General features: G+C 68.5%; 16 protein-coding genes. 10 read left to right on the top strand and 6 right to left on the bottom strand.

All coding sequences use genetic code 11. The annotated features are described in order from the left end of the window. The first annotated feature begins 23 nt into the window (after positions 1–23). The 4 genes from WS61_RS24165 (at position 24) to WS61_RS24150 (ending at position 6,938) form a co-directional block, all read left to right on the top strand. The gene (locus WS61_RS24165) at positions 24–1,493 is read left to right on the top strand and encodes an efflux RND transporter periplasmic adaptor subunit (protein ID WP_059504179.1); all 1,470 of its coding nucleotides are present in this window, start codon (positions 24–26) and stop codon (positions 1,491–1,493) included. A 128-nt stretch (positions 1,494–1,621) separates the two neighbouring features. Further along, entirely contained in the window at positions 1,622–4,834 is a 3,213-nt protein-coding gene (locus tag WS61_RS24160; RefSeq protein WP_059504177.1) for an efflux RND transporter permease subunit, read from the top strand. Further along, the gene (gene irlR / locus WS61_RS24155) at positions 4,834–5,517 is read left to right on the top strand and encodes a heavy metal response regulator transcription factor IrlR (protein ID WP_034205392.1); all 684 of its coding nucleotides are present in this window, start codon (positions 4,834–4,836) and stop codon (positions 5,515–5,517) included. The genes WS61_RS24160 and irlR overlap by 1 nt, the downstream gene beginning before the upstream one ends. After that, positions 5,514–6,938: a heavy metal sensor histidine kinase gene (locus WS61_RS24150; protein WP_059504174.1), complete on the top strand. Its 1,425-nt coding sequence runs from the start codon at positions 5,514–5,516 to the stop codon at positions 6,936–6,938. The genes irlR and WS61_RS24150 overlap by 4 nt, the downstream gene beginning before the upstream one ends. Before the next feature lie 79 nt (positions 6,939–7,017). On the opposite strand, the gene WS61_RS24145 is transcribed toward WS61_RS24150, so the two are convergent. Next, a complete protein-coding gene (locus WS61_RS24145; protein WP_059504172.1) occupies positions 7,018–7,305 on the bottom strand; it encodes a DUF4148 domain-containing protein in 288 nt (95 codons plus the stop codon). 140 nt (positions 7,306–7,445) lie between these two features. Here WS61_RS24145 and WS61_RS24140 point away from each other — a divergent pair, with 140 nt between their 5' ends. The 3 genes from WS61_RS24140 to WS61_RS24130 all read left to right on the top strand — a co-directional run bounded on the left by WS61_RS24140 (position 7,446) and on the right by WS61_RS24130 (position 8,935). After that, a complete protein-coding gene (locus WS61_RS24140; RefSeq protein ID WP_257127356.1) occupies positions 7,446–7,844 on the top strand; it encodes a hypothetical protein in 399 nt (132 codons plus the stop codon). A gap of 289 nt (positions 7,845–8,133) precedes the next feature. After that, complete coding sequence (locus tag WS61_RS24135; protein ID WP_059504170.1) at positions 8,134–8,409, top strand: DUF4148 domain-containing protein; 276 nt, start codon at positions 8,134–8,136, stop codon at positions 8,407–8,409. A 22-nt stretch (positions 8,410–8,431) separates the two neighbouring features. Beyond that, on the top strand, positions 8,432–8,935 hold the full coding sequence (locus WS61_RS24130) for a hypothetical protein (protein WP_059504167.1): 504 nt from the start codon (positions 8,432–8,434) through the stop codon (positions 8,933–8,935). A gap of 30 nt (positions 8,936–8,965) precedes the next feature. Here the strand turns inward: WS61_RS24130 and WS61_RS24125 are convergent, their stop codons facing one another. Both WS61_RS24125 and WS61_RS24120 read right to left on the bottom strand, forming a co-directional pair. Continuing rightward, positions 8,966–9,691: a hypothetical protein gene (locus WS61_RS24125; protein ID WP_059504166.1), complete on the bottom strand. Its 726-nt coding sequence runs from the start codon at positions 9,689–9,691 to the stop codon at positions 8,966–8,968. 162 nt (positions 9,692–9,853) lie between these two features. Then, positions 9,854–11,149, bottom strand: a complete 1,296-nt coding sequence (locus WS61_RS24120; RefSeq protein WP_059504164.1) for an O-acetylhomoserine aminocarboxypropyltransferase/cysteine synthase family protein — start codon at positions 11,147–11,149, stop codon at positions 9,854–9,856. 146 nt (positions 11,150–11,295) lie between these two features. Between WS61_RS24120 and WS61_RS24115 the strand changes: the two genes are divergently transcribed. Continuing rightward, complete coding sequence (locus WS61_RS24115) at positions 11,296–11,967, top strand: O-methyltransferase (RefSeq protein WP_059504163.1); 672 nt, start codon at positions 11,296–11,298, stop codon at positions 11,965–11,967. Between the two features lie 9 nt (positions 11,968–11,976). Here the strand turns inward: WS61_RS24115 and WS61_RS24110 are convergent, their stop codons facing one another. The 3 genes from WS61_RS24110 to WS61_RS24100 all read right to left on the bottom strand — a co-directional run bounded on the left by WS61_RS24110 (position 11,977) and on the right by WS61_RS24100 (position 14,847). Then, complete coding sequence (locus WS61_RS24110; protein WP_179949703.1) at positions 11,977–13,128, bottom strand: DUF1176 domain-containing protein; 1,152 nt, start codon at positions 13,126–13,128, stop codon at positions 11,977–11,979. Positions 13,129–13,454: 326 nt separating this feature from the next. Further along, on the bottom strand, positions 13,455–14,207 hold the full coding sequence (locus WS61_RS24105) for a bifunctional 2-polyprenyl-6-hydroxyphenol methylase/3-demethylubiquinol 3-O-methyltransferase UbiG (protein ID WP_059504158.1): 753 nt from the start codon (positions 14,205–14,207) through the stop codon (positions 13,455–13,457). Between the two features lie 13 nt (positions 14,208–14,220). After that, positions 14,221–14,847 (bottom strand): LysE family translocator, encoded by a 627-nt coding sequence (locus WS61_RS24100; RefSeq protein ID WP_059504156.1) that lies wholly within the window; start codon positions 14,845–14,847, stop codon positions 14,221–14,223. A 165-nt stretch (positions 14,848–15,012) separates the two neighbouring features. On the opposite strand from WS61_RS24100, the gene WS61_RS24095 reads away from it, so the two are divergent. Next, the gene (locus tag WS61_RS24095; RefSeq protein WP_059504154.1) at positions 15,013–15,813 is read left to right on the top strand and encodes a helix-turn-helix domain-containing protein; all 801 of its coding nucleotides are present in this window, start codon (positions 15,013–15,015) and stop codon (positions 15,811–15,813) included. A gap of 120 nt (positions 15,814–15,933) precedes the next feature. Continuing rightward, positions 15,934–16,353, top strand: coding sequence for a hypothetical protein (locus tag WS61_RS24090; protein WP_059504152.1), 420 nt, complete (start codon positions 15,934–15,936; stop codon positions 16,351–16,353). Positions 16,354–16,400: the final 47 nt, after the last annotated feature.

Raw genomic sequence — 16,400 nt, 5'->3', positions numbered from 1 at the left:
CCGCTCTCACCGGAAGGATCATCATGTCACGCAGCAGAATCTTCGTTATGGCGGCCGCCGTGCTCGGTGGCGCAGGGATCGTGATCGGCGCGCTCGCCGTCGCGCGGGGCGGCAGCAGCGCATCGGCGCCGACGGCCGCCGAAGCCACGCAGCCGGCCGAGGGCGCCGGCGCGCGCGGCGGTGTCGTGCTCGAGCGCGGCAAGCTGTCGGTCGAGATCGTGATGACGGAAAAGCCCGGCGACGCGCGGCTCGTCGTCTATCCATTCGTCGACGGCAAGCCTGCGATCGACGGCGTGACCGTGTCCGGCACGCTGGTGCGGTACGACCGTACGCGCGAACCGTTGCGGTTCGACGCGGCCGGCCGGAAGTTCGTGTCGGCGCAGTCGATCGCGAAGCCGCACGTGTTCGATGCGACGATCGACGTGAAGGCTGGCAACGATGCGGCATCGTTCCCGTTCGCGCGCACCGACGGTGCGATCGCGCTGAGCGACGCGCAACTCGCGACGTCGAGGATCGCGCTTGCGAAGGCCGGCCCCGCGCAGATCGCGACGCCGTTCCAGTTGCCGGGCGAAATCAAGTTCAACGAGGATCGCACCGCGCACGTGGTGCCGCGCGTGGCCGGCATCGTCGAGCAGGTGTCGGTGTCGCTCGGGCAGAACGTCGCGAAGGGGCAGGTGCTCGCGGTGATCGCGAGCACCGATCTGGCCGACCGCCGCAGCGAGTTGCTGACGGCCGAGCGCCGTCTGGCAGGGGCGCGCGCGACCTACGAGCGCGAACGCACGTTGTGGCAGGAACGGATTTCGGCCGAACAGGATTACCAGCAGGCCCAGGTGCAGTTGCGCGAGGCCGAGATCGCCGTGCAGAACGCGCGGCAGAAGCTCGCCGCGCTGAACGCGCCAGTCGGCGCGGGCGCGCTGAACCGTTACGAACTGCGCGCGCCGTTCGCGGGCACGATCGTCGAGAAACATGCGACGCCCGGCGAGGCGATCGCCGCCGACGCGAGCATGTTCGTGATTTCCGACCTGTCCACCGTGTGGGCCGAGATGGCGGTGCCCGCGCAGCGGCTCGGCGACGTACGCGTCGGCCGCGACGCGACGGTGATCGCGACCGCGTTCGAATCGCGTTCGAGCGGCCCGATCGCGTACGTGGGGTCGCTGCTCGGCGAGCAGACGCGCACCGCGCCGGCGCGCGTCGTGCTGCCGAATCCGGACCGCGTGTGGCGCCCGGGGATGTTCGTGAACGTGTCGGTCGATGCGGGTGCGCAGGGCGTGCTGCTCGCGGTCGCGAGCGACGCGCTGCAGGACGTCGACGGTGTGCCGTCGGTGTTCGTGCGCTCGCCGAAAGGCTTCGTCGCGCAGGCCGTCGAGACGGGGCGGCGCGACGAACGCGCGACGGAAGTGCTGAAGGGGCTCCAGCCCGGCCAGGAATACGCGGCGTCGAACAGCTTCGTGCTGAAGGCGGAACTCGGCAAGGGGAGCGCGGAACATGAATGAGCGGCAATACGCATGCGCCGTGGCGAGGCTGGCGGCTCTTCATGCGGCTTGCTTTCCGAGCGGCCGGTCGACCGGCCGCTCGGCCCGTCCGGTGCGGGCCACCGTGCTCCGCTTCAAGGAATCCCGACATGTTTGAGCGTCTGATCCGCTTTGCGATTGCGCACCGCTGGCTCGTGATGCTGGCGATCGCGGCCGTGGCCGCGCTGGGCGTGTTCAGCTACCAGCGCCTGCCGATCGACGCGGTGCCCGACATCACCAACGTGCAGGTGCAGATCAACACGTCCGCGCCCGGCTACTCGCCGCTCGAGGCCGAGCAGCGCATCACCTATCCGGTCGAGACCGCGATGGCCGGGCTGCCGGGGCTGGAGCAGACGCGCTCGATCTCGCGCTACGGGCTGTCGCAGGTCACCGTGATCTTCAAGGACGGCACCGACATCTACTTCGCGCGGCAGCTCGTCAACGAGCGCATTCAGGAAGCGAAGGACAAGCTGCCGGCCGGCATCGCGCCCGCGATGGGGCCGACGTCGACGGGCCTCGGCGAGATCTACCTGTGGACCGTCGAGGCCGACGCCAACGCGCGCAAGCCCGACGGCACGCGCTATACGGCGGCCGACCTGCGCGAGCTGCAGGACTGGGTCGTGCGGCCGCAGTTGCGCAACGTGCGCGGCGTGACCGAGGTCAACTCGATCGGTGGCTACGTGAAGGAGTACCGCGTCGCGCCGAATCCGGCGAAGCTGATGTCGTACGGGCTGACGCTCGCCGACGTCGTGCGCGCGCTGGAGCGCAACAACGACAACGTCGGCGCCGGCTACATCGAAAAGCGCGGCGAGCAGTATCTCGTGCGCGTGCCGGGCCAGGCGCGCACCGTCGACGACATCGCGAACATCGTGCTGACCAACGTCGGCGGCGTGCCGGTGCGGATGAAGGACGTCGGCGCGGTCGACATCGGCCGCGAACTGCGCACCGGCGCCGCGACGTCGAACGGCGAGGAAGTCGTGCTCGGCACGGTGTTCATGCTGATGGGCGAGAACAGCCGGACGGTGTCGAAGGCCGTCGCTGCGAAGATGGAGGACGTGAACCGCACGCTGCCGGCCGGCGTGAGAGCGATTCCGGTGTACGACCGCACGGTGCTCGTCGAGAAGGCCGTCGCGACGGTGAAGAAGAACCTGCTCGAAGGCGCGGTGCTCGTGATAGCTGTGCTGTTCCTGTTCCTCGGCAACATCCGCGCGGCGCTGATCACCGCGCTCGTGATTCCGCTGTCGATGCTGATGACCTTCACCGGGATGGTCAACGCGAAGGTGAGCGCCAACCTGATGAGCCTCGGCGCGCTCGATTTCGGGATCATCGTAGACGGCGCGGTGGTGATCGTCGAGAACTGCGTGCGGCGGCTCGCGCATGCGCAGGCGGCGGCCGGGCGGCCGCTCACGCGCGCCGAGCGTTTTGCCGAAGTGTTCGGCGCCTCGCAGGAGGCGCGCCGCGCGCTGATCTTCGGGCAACTGATCATCATGGTGGTGTACCTGCCGATCTTCGCGCTGACCGGCGTTGAAGGCAAGATGTTCCACCCGATGGCGACGACCGTCGTGATGGCGCTCGCCGCCGCGATGGTGCTGACCGTCACGTTCATTCCGGCGGCCGTCGCATTGTTCATCGGCGAGCGGGTCGAGGAGAAGGAAAACCGGCTGATGGGCTGGGCGCGGCGCGCGTACGAACCGGTGCTCGCCGCGTTCATGACGCGCCCGGCGCGCGTGATGACCGGGGCGGGTGCGATCGTGCTGGTCACGCTGGGGCTGGCGACGCGCCTCGGCAGCGAGTTCATCCCGAGCCTGAACGAGGGCGATCTGGCCGTGTCCGCGCTGCGGATTCCCGGCACGAGCCTGTCGCAGTCGGTCGAGATGCAGAAGTCGATCGAGAAGACGCTGAAGGCACGCTTCCCCGAGATCGAGCGCGTGTTCGCACGCACCGGCACGGCCGAGATCGCGGCCGACCCGATGCCGCCGAACCTGTCGGACGGCTACATCATGCTGAAGCCGGCCGACACGTGGCCCGATCCGAAGAAGCCGCGCGACCGGCTCGTGCGCGAGATCGAGGACGCGCTCGCCGAGCTGCCGGGCAACGCGTACGAGTTCTCGCAGCCGATCCAGCTGCGCTTCAACGAGCTGATCTCGGGTGTGCGCAGCGACGTCGCCGTGAAGCTCTTCGGCGACGACATGGCCGTGTTGAACCGGACGGGCGAGCAGATCGCGGCTGCACTGCAGAAGGTGCCGGGCGCGTCGGAGGTGAAGGTCGAGCAGACCACGGGCCTGGCGGTGCTGACCGTCAACCTCGACCGCGACAAGCTCGCGCGCTACGGCGTGAGCGTCGCCGACCTGCAGGATTCGGTGGCCGCGGCCGTCGGCGGGCGGAAGGCCGGCACGCTGTTCCAGGGCGACCGCCGCTTCGACATCGTCGTGCGGTTGCCCGACGAGCTGCGCTCCGACATCGAGGCGATCAAGCGGCTGCCGATCGCGCTGCCCGCGCCGGCCGCGGGCGCCAGCGCGCCGCTCGCGGCGGCGCCGTACGTGCCGCTCGCGGAGCTCGCGACGATCGACGTGGCGCCGGGCCCGAACCAGATCAGCCGCGAGGACGGCAAGCGGCGGGTGGTGGTCAGCGCGAACGTGCGCGGCCGCGACGTCGGCTCGTTCGTCGCCGATGCGCGCGAGCAGTTGCAGCAGGATGTGCGTGTGCCGGCCGGGTACTGGGTGTCGTGGGGCGGGCAATTCGAGCAGCTGCAAAGCGCGAGCGAGCGCCTGAAGCTCGTCGTGCCGCTCGCGCTGTTCATGGTGTTCGTGTTGCTGTTCGTGATGTTCAACAACGTGAAGGACGGGCTGCTGGTGTTCACCGGCATTCCGTTCGCGCTGAGCGGGGGCGTCGTGTCGCTGTGGCTGCGCGGGATTCCGCTGTCGATCACGGCGGCGGTCGGTTTCATCGCGCTGTCCGGCGTGGCCGTGCTCAACGGGCTCGTGATGATCTCGTTCATCCGCAACCTGCGCGACGAAGGGATGCCGCTCGACGCAGCCGTGCGCGACGGCGCGCTCACGCGGCTGCGGCCCGTGCTGATGACCGCGCTGGTCGCATCGCTCGGCTTCTTGCCGATGGCGTTCGCGACCGGCACCGGCGCCGAGGTGCAGCGCCCGCTCGCGACGGTCGTGATCGGCGGTATCCTGTCGTCCACGGCGTTGACGCTGCTGGTGCTGCCGGTGCTGTACCGTGTCAGCCATGCGGTGTCGTGGCGCACGGCGTTGCGCGGCGGCGTCTGTGCCCGCGTGCTGAGCCGGCTGGGTTTCTTCAAGGGTAATGCGTGATGCGAATTCTGATTGTCGAGGATGAACCGAAGACGGGCGCATATCTGCGCAAGGGCCTGACCGAGGCCGGCTACGTCGTCGACTGGGTCGAGGACGGCATCACGGGCCAGCACCAGGCCGAAACGGAGGAGTACGACCTGCTCGTACTCGACGTGATGCTGCCCGGGCAGGACGGCTGGACGCTGCTGCAGAACCTGCGGCGCAGCAAGTCGACGCCCGTGCTGTTCCTCACCGCGCGCGACGACGTCGGCGATCGCGTGAAGGGGCTCGAACTCGGCGCGGACGACTATCTCGCGAAGCCGTTCGATTTCGTCGAGCTGACCGCGCGCATCAAGTCGATCCTGCGGCGCGGCCAGCCGCGCGACTCGAACACGCTGCGCGTGGCCGATCTCGAACTCGACCTGACGCGCCGCAAGGCCACGCGGCAGGGCGACACGATCCTGCTGACCGCGAAGGAGTTCGCGCTGCTGTGGCTGCTGATGCGCCGCGAAGGCGAGATCCTGCCGCGCGCGACCATCGCATCGCAGGTGTGGGACATGAACTTCAACAGCGACACGAACGTCGTCGATTCGGCGATTCGCCGGCTGCGCTCGAAGATCGACGACGCGTACGAACCGAAGCTGATCCACACGGTGCGCGGGATGGGCTACGTGCTCGAAACGCGCGGCGGCGCGGCCGCATGATCGCGCGCCTGCTGCCGCGCACGCTGCGCGGCCGCCTGACCGCGCTGATCATCCTGTCGACGTCGGTGATCCTCGCGTCGAGCGGCGTCGCACTGTACGAGGCGCTGAGCAACCGCGTCGAAGCCACGGCGGCCGAGCAGATGGCCGGCATTTCCGCCGCACTGGGGGCGCATCTGGCCGAGGCGCGCACGACGGCCGACGTCGCGCGCAACGCCGATATCTGGATCGACCAGTTGCACGGGCATCCGAACATGGATCTCGCGATCTTCGATGCCGGCGGTGCGCGCCTCGTCGGCACGCCGGGCTTCCGCCCGTATGCGCCGCTGCTGTCGACGAACGCCGGGCGCGTGCCGGTCGGCATCGCCGCGCCCGGCGTGCGGCACCGGTATCTGCTGACGGGCGTGCCGCTCGCCGGCGCCGGGGCGCCCGTGGTGCGCGTCGCCGTGCAATACGACCGCAGCGCCGACGTGCTGCTGTTGCGCACGCACGCTTATACGATCGTCGTGATCGAGGTGTTCGGCGTGGTGCTCGCGGCCGCGATCGCATACGGCGTCGCGGCGCTCGGGCTGAGCCCGCTGCGACGATTCGCGGCGCGCGCCGAGCAGATGTCGACGAGCCGGCTCGCGCATCCGCTGCCTGAACTCGATACGTCAGGCGAGCTGAAGGAACTCGAGCATGCGTTCAACGGGATGCTTGCGCGGCTGAACGAATCGTTCACGCGGCTGAGCCAGTTCTCGTCGAATCTTGCGCACGACATGCGCACGCCGCTGACGAACCTGCAGGCGGCCGCGCAGGTCGTGCTGTCGCAACCGCGCAGCGCGGACGAATACCGGAGCGTGATCGAGTCGAGCATCGACGAATACCAGCGGCTGTCGCGGATGATCGAGGACATGCTGTTTCTCGCGCGTTCGGAGCAGGCCGGCACGTCGATCGATGTGCGGCGCCTGAATGCGGCGGAGGAGGCCCAGCGGGTGGCCGGCTACTACGAGCCGCTTGCGGAAGACGAGGGCGTGACGGTGAAGGTCGACGGCCATGCGTGGGTCGATGCGGATCTGACGCTGTACCAGCGCGCGTTGAGCAACCTGCTGTCGAATGCGCTGACCTATGCGCCGCGCGGCAGCGTCGTGACGATCGATTGCGTCGAGCAAGGCGGCGCGACGACGATCGCCGTGTCGGACACGGGGCCCGGCATCGCGGCGGAGCACGTCGGGCGGATTTTCGAGCGCTTCTATCGCGTCGATCCGTCGCGGCACGATTCGGCGTCAGGCACGGGGCTCGGCCTCGCGATCGTCCGGTCGATCATGGACAATCACGGCGGCGAATGCGGCGTCGACAGCGAGCCGGGTCGCCGCACGACCTTCTGGCTGCGCTTTCCGCGACGGCCGGCCGCGCCTGAACGGCCGGCCGCCATCGGCACCTGACGGCGCGGGTGCACACGCCCGCGCGTTCGCCGCAAGGCAGCCGCGCGCGGCGCGTTGCCTGCGGCCGTGGGGCTGGGCGTCATTGCTTCGCGGTCAGGTCGTCGTGATTGTCGGTCTGCGGCTTCTTCTCGCCGCCATGCACCGAAATTCCGTGCAGTTCCTTGTTGCGTGCAACGATCTCGCCGGTCGGCGGGTACTGCGTCTTGCTCGTCGGCACGACTCCGTCGTGCTGCGCCTGCTTCAGTTCGTTGACGACCTGCGAGCGGGACTTGCCTTGCGTTTGCGTTTGGGCGAGCGCGGCCTGCGTGGCCATGCCGAGCGACAGCGTGGCGGTGACGAACCATGCTGCGAGTTTTGCGGTTTTCATCGATGCTCTCCTTGATCGCGGCCGCCGGGTGGCGAACCATGGACCCAGTATGCGAAAGCGGCCGTGCGCGATCGTGATCGCGAGATGAAAAATGCGTCAGATTGCGGCGCGCGCCAGTGCGCCGTGCGGACTCGTTCGACATGACGCAACCGTCATGTTCGCGTCATCGGTGCGATGAGCGGGAAGCGGAACATGAAGTCTGCCGTTGGCCGACCGAGCCGGCGGCGTTCGTGCCGGTCGCCACTGCAGTACCGATAGCGGGCGGCGCCATTCAAGCCTTCATTCCGGATCGAAAATTGCACCGTGCTGCCATTCGTCTCGCCTTGATCGCAGTCCTGATCGTTCCGTCGTTCGCGGGCTGCGCATCGTCGACACGCTCCAGTACCACGGCTACTGCGCCGGCCGCCATGCGCAAGCCGGTGCCGGCCGGCACGATGACTGGCGAGCAGATCGACTATGCGGGGCACCGCTGCGGCAATCCGAACCTGTATGTGAAAACGCATCCATGCCTGTACCCGCAGCGAAAATCCGCGCGGTGAATCGTCGGACACGCGTAAAAAACGGCCCGGCACTCGACGAGCCCGGGCCTAATGCGTGATCGTGCTGTACGGCAGCGACCCGTTGCGTGGATGGGAACGGGCAAGGCCCGCTACCGTTCCGATCGTAGCGGCGCGGCCCATCGCGAACCTGATCGGAACATGAAATTTTCGTCACGTGGCGCGCGTGGCGGAACGGTGACGAAACCGTCATGAAGCGATCACGAATCCGCACCGCCGCAGGATCAAAGTGAGCGCTCCCGTCACGGCATTCCAATAAGGAGCCATCCAGATGAACATTCCACGCCCGACGATCGCCGTCACCGTTGCCGCACTGTCGATCGTGGCCTTCTCGCAGGCCGTGGCCGCGCAGCCGAAGCGCCGTCAGGACGTGATTCAGGAGCTGGTGCGCGCGCGTCACGACGGCGTGATCCCGAGCCCGACTCGCGACTATCCGGCGAGCCCGGCCGCCGTCGCTCGCAATCGGGAGATTCATCGCGCGGCCGTTCATCGCGGCGAGAAGTCGCCGCTGGTCGATGCGCACGACAACCGCTTCGCGGGGCTTTGATCGTTCAGGAAAGGAGAGTGCGATGCGCAATGTCGCGAAAGGGATCGTGCTGGCCGCGTACCTGATGTCGACGGCCGCGATGGCGGCAGGCTGGCCGGAACGTGCGCTGTCGCACGCGCCGGCGCACGACGTCGGTCGCCGCGCGAGCGAGCGGATGCGCTGCGAGTTGGCGGCCGTGCCGGCCGGCGCGTGGACCGCGACGTTCGCGCGCGGACAATGCGAAGTCGCCGCTGGCTGGCTGACGTTCGTGCCGGCCGATGCCGGCGACGCGTCGACCGTCGCGGCGAAACGGATCGTGCTCGGCGACGTTCGTACCGTGTCGCATCAGTCGCGCAAGCTGAAGGAGCAATTGCAACTGACGACACGCGACGAAGTGATCGCGTTGAACGTGCTGACCGACGACGGCACCCGAAAATCGCGCGAACATGCGATCGACCTGTGGACCGCGCTGCGCAGCGAGGGTGTCACGCCGGTCAACGGCACGCGCATCGTCGATACCTGGCCGACCGGCGCGACGACGTGGTAGCCGTCACACCGTCACGCCGTCGCGCGCGGCCTACCCGGCCTTCACGGATCCCTCGATCAGGAAGAACGCGATGAAGCCGATGAAGAACGAGGCCGTCGCGAACGGCGTTTCGGGTACCTCGTGCGCTTCGACCAGCAGTTCTTCGACGACGAGGTACAACAGCGCGACGGTGCCCAGCCCCAGAAGCGCCGCATAGATATTCGCCGGCAGTCCCGCGAACGCCGCGTTGCCTGCAACGGCCGCGAGGCTCAGCAGCGCCGCGAGCGCGACCGGCACGACGATCGACGGCGTGCGGCCGGTGCCGGCCGCGGCCAGCGCCGCGCTGACCGACAGCGCGAGGAACAGCACCTCGAGCGTCAGCGCGACGGTCAGGATGATGCCGCTTGCGTCGCTCGCGGAAAAGGCGATGCCGAGCACCAGGCCGTCGACGACGAGGTCGATCGCCGTGACGACGATCAGGCTCACGGGCAAGCGCGCGTCCTCGAAGCGCGTCTCGATCGCACCCGACAGCGCGCGAATCGCCAGCATCAGCGCGATCCCGAGCACGAAGCCGACGACGACCGGAAACAGCGCATGCGCACGGTCTTGCGGCAGCAGTTCGAGCGCGGCGGCCGCGAACACGATGCCGCCGGTGAAATGCTGGATCACGCTCGACGTTTTCAGGCCGGGCGCGCGCCACGCGGCCGCGAGGGCGCCGAGACAGGCCGCCAGCACGGGCGGTAACGTGAGCAGCGCAAGCTTCGCGGTCGGTGTCATGAGGCCTCTCGGCGGTTGGCGTGTCGCAGCGGAGGCTGCGTGGCACGATCGTACGCGCCGGGCGTCGCTCCGGCATCAACCGGAGATTGAACACCTTGAAGCCGCTCCAGGGTCAAGCGGTTTGATGCGGGGCGCACCGGCAATCCGGCCCGCCCGTTCCGGTCAAAGCTGCGCGAGCGCCTGGTCGAGATCGGCGAGCAGGTCGTCGATATGCTCGATGCCGATCGACAGCCGCACCGTTTCTTCCTTCACGCCGGCCTTCGCGAGTTCGGCCGGCGACAGTTGACGGTGCGTGGTCGATGCCGGGTGCGTCGCGAGCGACTTCGTATCGCCGATGTTGACGAGCCGCGTGAACAGCTTCAGCGCATCCTGGAACTTCGCGCCGCCGTCGCGTCCGCCCTTCACGCCGAACGTCAGGATGCCCGGCGCACGGCCCGACAGGTAGCGCGCGACGAGCGGATGGTCGGGATGATCGGGCAGGCCCGCGTAGTTCACCCATTCGACGTGCTCGTGGCGCGCGAGGTGTTGCGCGATCTTCAGCGCGTTGTCGCTGATCCGCTCGACGCGCAGCGCGAGCGTCTCGATCCCCTGCAGGATCTGGAACGCATTGAACGGCGAGATCGCCGCGCCCATGTTGCGCAGCGGCACCACGCGGGCGCGGCCGATATAGGCTGCCGGCCCGAACGCATCGGTATAGACGACGCCGTGATAGCTGACGTCCGGCTCGTTGAGCCGCTTGAAGCGGTCTGCGTGCTCGGCCCACGGGAACTTGCCCGAATCGACGATCGCGCCGCCGAGGCTCGTGCCGTGCCCGCCGAGATATTTCGTCAGCGAGTGCACGACGATGTCCGCGCCGTGTTCGAACGGGCGCAGCAGGTATGGCGACGGCACCGTGTTGTCGACGATCAACGGGATGCCGTGGCGATGCGCGACCTCCGCGAGCGCGGCGATGTCGGTGACGTTGCCGAGCGGGTTGCCGACCGATTCCGCGAAGATCGCCTTCGTGCGCGCATCGATCAGCGGTGCGAACGAAGCGGGGTCGCGCGGATCGGCGAAGCGCGTGGCGATCCCGTATTGCGGCAGCGTATGTGCGAACAGGTTGTAGGTGCCGCCGTACAGCGAACTCGCGGACACGATGTTGTCGCCTGCTTCGGCGATCGTCTGGATCGCATACGTGACGGCGGCTTGCCCCGATGCGAGCGCGAGGGCGCCGATGCCGCCCTCGAGCGCGGCGATCCGCTGCTCGAGCACGTCCGTCGTCGGATTCATGATCCGCGTGTAGATGTTGCCCTGGACCTTCAGGTCGAACAGGTCGGCGCCGTGCTGCGTGTCGTCGAATGCGTACGCAACGGTCTGGTAGATCGGGACGGCGACCGCGCGCGTGGTCGGGTCGGGACGATAACCGCCGTGCACGGCGATGGTTTCGAGGCGCCAGTTCGAATTGGCCTGATCGGTCATGGGTGCTCCGTTTGTTGTTGTGAAGGTCGAGGGTCCTGCCGTCCGGCGATTATAGGAGCACGTGCGCGGCTGCCCTTAGAACGAATGGTGTGTTGCTTATCGGGCGCGGCGCATAGAATGTTTTTTCCGCAGACGAGAGGTGCGCGATGGATCAGGATCGATGGAACCAGGTGGATGCGTATTTGTCGGCGACGCTCGTGCCGTCCGACGCCGCGCTCGATGCCGCGCTGGCGGCGAGCGACGCGGCCGGGCTGCCCGCGATCAACGTCGCGCCGAATCAGGGCAAGCTGTTGCAACTGCTCGCGACGATCCGCGGCGCGCGGCGGATTCTCGAAGTCGGCACGCTCGGCGGCTACAGCACGATCTGGCTGGCGCGCGCGTTGCCGCCGGGCGGCTCGCTCGTGACGCTCGAGCTAAACCCGGCACACGCGAAGGTCGCGACGCAAAACATCGCGCGCGCCGGCTTGGCGGCGGTCGTGTCGGTGGTGGTCGGCAGTGCGAAGGACAGCCTGGCGCGGCTCGTCGAAGCCGGTGAGGCGCCGTTCGATTTCGTCTTCATCGATGCGGACAAGGACAACAACGCCGTTTATCTCGACGCGGCGCTGAAGCTGTCGCGGCCCGGCACGGTGATCGTCGTCGACAACGTCGTGCGAAACGGGCGCGTCGCCGATCCGGGCAATCGCGAGCCGGACGTGGTCGGCGTGCGCGACGGGTTCGCGCGCCTCGCGGCCGAGCCCGCACTCATGACGACCGCCGTGCAGACGGTCGGGCAGAAGGGCTGGGACGGATTCTCGATCTCGATCGTCGGCGCCGCGTGACGTGACGCGTCAGTGCGGGCTGCCGGCCGCGTCGGCCCGGCGATACAGGCGCGGCCATCGAGCCTCGAACAGGCCGTTGCAGGTGCTGTGCGTTGCGAGGCCGTCGAGCACGAAGCGCCGGCCGTCGAAGACCCACGATGCGGTCGAGCCGCAATCGCCGGCGCTGCGCAATCTGACCGTGCTCGACAGCGTCGCGCGGGCGGAATCGTAACTGGCGTCGGTCAGCTCGTTCGCGAACGACGCCGAATCGAGGCCCGCGCTCGCGTTCTCGCCGAAATTCATCGCGGCCGGCATGTACGGCGCGATGCGGCGCACGCGATACCACAGGTCGGTGTGGTTATACAGGCTGCTGGTCTGGCACGGGATCGCGACGAGCGCCTCGTCGGACGAGATCGCGACGGCGCGCGACGCTTTCCTGCGGTCGCTCGCCGACATTTCGTCGTCGACCTCGGCTGCACATTGCTTCACGTCGGCGCCGAATTTCGCGAGCACCGCATCGACGAGCGGCCGCTGTTCGGCGCTCGACAGGGTCGAGTCGGCCGGCGGCGCGGGCGTGACCGCGGGCGGCAACGCGGGCGCGGCCGGTACCGACGACGCAGGCCGGGCGCCGGGGCGCGACAGCGCCGTGACCGTGCCGACGCGGCCCTGCGTATCGTCGATCAGCAGCAACGCGGCATTCAATCCCGACAACGGCGTACGCGCGGTGGGCGCCGATGCCGGATCGCCGAGGCTCAGCAATTGGGCATTACGCGCCGCGGCCAGCCACGCGGCCACCGTGGCCGGATCGTTGGTCCGGATCCGGAACGGGCGGGCTTCGTCGTCGGTCTTGTCGCCGAACGTATGCCATTGCGCCGGCATCGCATCGAACGGTCGGCCGTCGACGCGGGCCGTGCGCAAGTCGATCGGCGCCGATGCGTAAAGGTCGAGCGACGGTTGCGCGTCCGGGCCGGCGTCGCGCGTCACGCGCAGGATCAGGCCGGCGCGTGCATCGTCGATATCGTCGGCGTGACTTTCCGCGATACAGCGATTGCCGTTGTCGCAGACGACCGACCAGCTTTTGAACTCGCGTTCGACCGGCGGCCGCGACAGCGGACGGGCGTGCGTGACGATCGGGGAAGCGGCGAGGAGGGCGGCGATGGCGAGCGAAAAACGGTGCGACATGGCGGTTCGGATCGACTGGGAGGAGGCGGGCGGATGATGCCGGACTGCAAGCGCATCGTCAGCAAGCGGTGCAGGTCGAGTGCAGTGGCGCGAACGGCATCCAGTATACCGCTGCAATGGGGAGGAACGATGTGACGAAACGGTGTGCGGGCACGCACGTGGCTGATCGACGCGCAAGCGGCGCGATGCCGGCAGGCACCGCGCCGTTCGTTTCGTCGACTGTCGGCCGCGCCGCGTCGGACGGTCGCGCCGCACGATCCGGGATGCGTATGCGATGAACACGCTGCCCTGCCCACCGCCGGCCGGCGCAATCGACGCACCCGCGCTCACGCGCGGCAGATCGCGATGATCTCCGCGCTGGCCGCTTCGTCGAACGGAGCGTGGTCCCAGTCGCCGCACCAGTCGGCCGACGCGAAACCGGCCGCCGCCACGCGCGCCTCCAATTCGGCGTGCGCGATGAAACGCAGCCGGCTCGTATTCGTCAGCACCGTATCGTCGCGACGGAAGCGGTAGTGCGTGTCGAACGTCACGATCGCGCCGTCGATCGCCCGCACCGCGTGATGGAGATCGACGATGCCGAATGCGTGCGATTCGACGCTGCGCGCCGACTGCGCGGGCGTCCATGCCCGCCACGGTTCGGTGCGCGAGTTGCGGGTCTCGAACAGGAAGCGGCCACCGTCGGCGAGTACGCGCCGCACGCCGCGCAGCGTCGCGTCGATGTCGTCGTCGGTCAGCAGGCACTGGAACGCGTGCCCGGTCATCACGACCGCATCGAACGGCGCACCGGGCGGCAGGCCGTCGAGCGCGCACGCGAACCAACGGACGGCATCGGCGCCCGGCTGGCGTCGCGCGTAATCGATCATCGCCGAAGCGGGATCGATCGCGACGACGTCATGCCCGGCTGCCGCCAGCCGTCGTGCGAACGTGCCGGTGCCGCAGCCGAGATCGAGGATGCGTTGCGGGGCGGCGCCGATCTCGGCGGCGTAGAACGCGAAGTCCCGATCGCCGGCGTTGAACAGGTCGTATACCGCGACGAGGCGCGGGTCGGTGTAGAGCAGGTCCGCGCCGGCGCGCGTCATGCGGCCGCGCGCATCAGCGCTGCTGCACGGCCACGCGCAGCCCGAGCGCGATGAAGATCGAACCGATGATCTTGCCCTGCCAGCGCGTGAGCCACGTGAGCCGCTTCACGATGCGGCCGAGCGGGCGGATCGAGCACGCGATCAGCGTCGTATAGAGCGAGCTGAGCACGACGAAGATCAGCCCGAGCACCGCGAATTGCACGAACGTCGAGCCGCGCTCCGGATGCACGAACTGCGGCATGAACGCGAGAAAGAACAGCGCCGTCTTCGGATTCAGCACTTCGGCGGGAATCGCCTGCAGGTACGCCTTGAGCGGCGTGACCGGCGATACTTGCGGCAGCGACGGATCGGCAGCTTTCTCCAGCAGCGCGCGCACGCCGAGATAGATCAGGTACGCTGCGCCGGCCAGCTTCACGACGTTGAACGCGAGCGCCGACGTCATCAGCAGCGCGGACAGCCCGACGGCCGCGAACAGCGTATGCACGAAGTCGCCGCTCGCGACGCCGAGGCCGGTCAGGATGCCGGTCTTGCGCCCGCCCTGCACGGTGCGGCTCAGCACGAGCAGCACGGCGGGGCCGGGAATCAGGAACAGGCCCAGGACGACGGCCGTGAAGGTGGTCAGCGTGGTCAGGTCGAACATGGCGGCTCCGGCAGGTTGGCGCAGCGACAGGGGATCGCCGCATTGTATTCGGTTCGTCGCGCGGCCGCAGACGCCTCGTCGAACGGCACGGCTGCGGCCGCGCCTTTCTGGTATAAGCACGAAAGGACGCGTCGGCGTCCGGCCTTTTCCACAGCCCGTCGTTCCATGCGCGACCTTCCACCGATTACCGATCCCGCCGCGGACGCCGACGTCTATCACGTGCCGCGTCCGCTCGTGGTGTTCGGCGGCTCGGTCGTCGAGCCCGAATGGCGGCTGGAGCGGCACAGCCATCGTCAGGCGCAACTGCTCTACACGCTGAGCGGCGTCGTCTATTGCGAGATCGACGGCGGCGTGTGGAGCGCGCCGCCGCAATGCACGGTCTGGATTCCGGGCGACGTCCCGCATGCGGCGCGCGGCTCGGCCGGCGCGACCTTCTACGCGGTCCTGGTCGAACCCGACGCGGCGCTCGACCTGCCCACGCGCTGCTGCACGCTGGCCATGTCGCCGTTGTTGCGCGAGTTGCTGCTGAAGGCGGCCAGCTTTCCGAACCTGTACGACGTCGACGGGCCGCAAGGGCGGCTGGTGGCGACGCTGCTCGACGAACTCGTCGCGGCGCCGGTCGAGGACTTGTACCTGCCGATGCCGGCCGATCGCCGGCTGCGCAAGCTGATCGACCATCTGCTCGACGATCCGGCCGACAAGTCGCCGCTGCCCGAACTCGCCCGGCGCGCGGGCATCAGCGAGCGCAGCCTCACGCGCCTCGCGACGAAGGAACTCGGGATGAGCCTCGGCGACTGGCGCCGGCGGCTGCACGTCGCGCTGTCGCTGCGGATGCTGACGACCGGCCGCCGCGTGCATCAGATCGCGATCGATCTCGGCTACGAGAGCGCGAGCAGCTTCGTCACGATGTTCCGCAAGGCGACCGGCAAGTCGCCGACGCAATTCCTGACCGACCGGCAGCGCTGAACGGCCGGACTGCGCGCCCGCGCACGTTTGGCCGGATTGAAAAAGCAGTTGGCCGGGATGAGAAATGACGCATGAGGCCCCGCTCCATAGAATGAGAATCGTTCTCATCTGGAGGCCGACATGCAAATCGTCACGACTGAATTCCCGTTTGTCTGGCTGCGTTACAGCGGCTCGCCACCGACCGATCCCGCCCGCCTGATTGCCGAACTCGACGCGCTGCTCGCGCGCCGCGAACGCTTCGTTCTTCTGACCGACGATGCACCGTCCGGCGACGATCGCGCCGACAACGATCACGAGATACGCAAGCAGCTCGCGAAATGGAGCAAGGCCAACCGCGCGCTGTCGCGCGAATGGATCCCCGGGATGATCGCGATCGAGCCCAACGCGGCGCGGCGCGTGGCGCTCAATGCTTTTTCGGGTGCCTTCGAGAAGGTCTGGGGGTATCCGCTGAATGCGGCGGCGAGCCGCGACGACGCGCTGGCGCTCGCGCAACGGCTGCTCGCCGAACCGGCGCGCAGCATCGCGGCGGCGAACGCCTGACGCGACGGCGGCGCGAGCCGCGCGGCTTGCGTCGACATCGACACGGA

Source organism: Burkholderia sp. ABCPW 11 (genome assembly GCF_001523445.1).
GTDB lineage: Bacteria > Pseudomonadota > Gammaproteobacteria > Burkholderiales > Burkholderiaceae > Burkholderia.
This window is presented reverse-complemented; position numbering and strand designations above follow the sequence as displayed.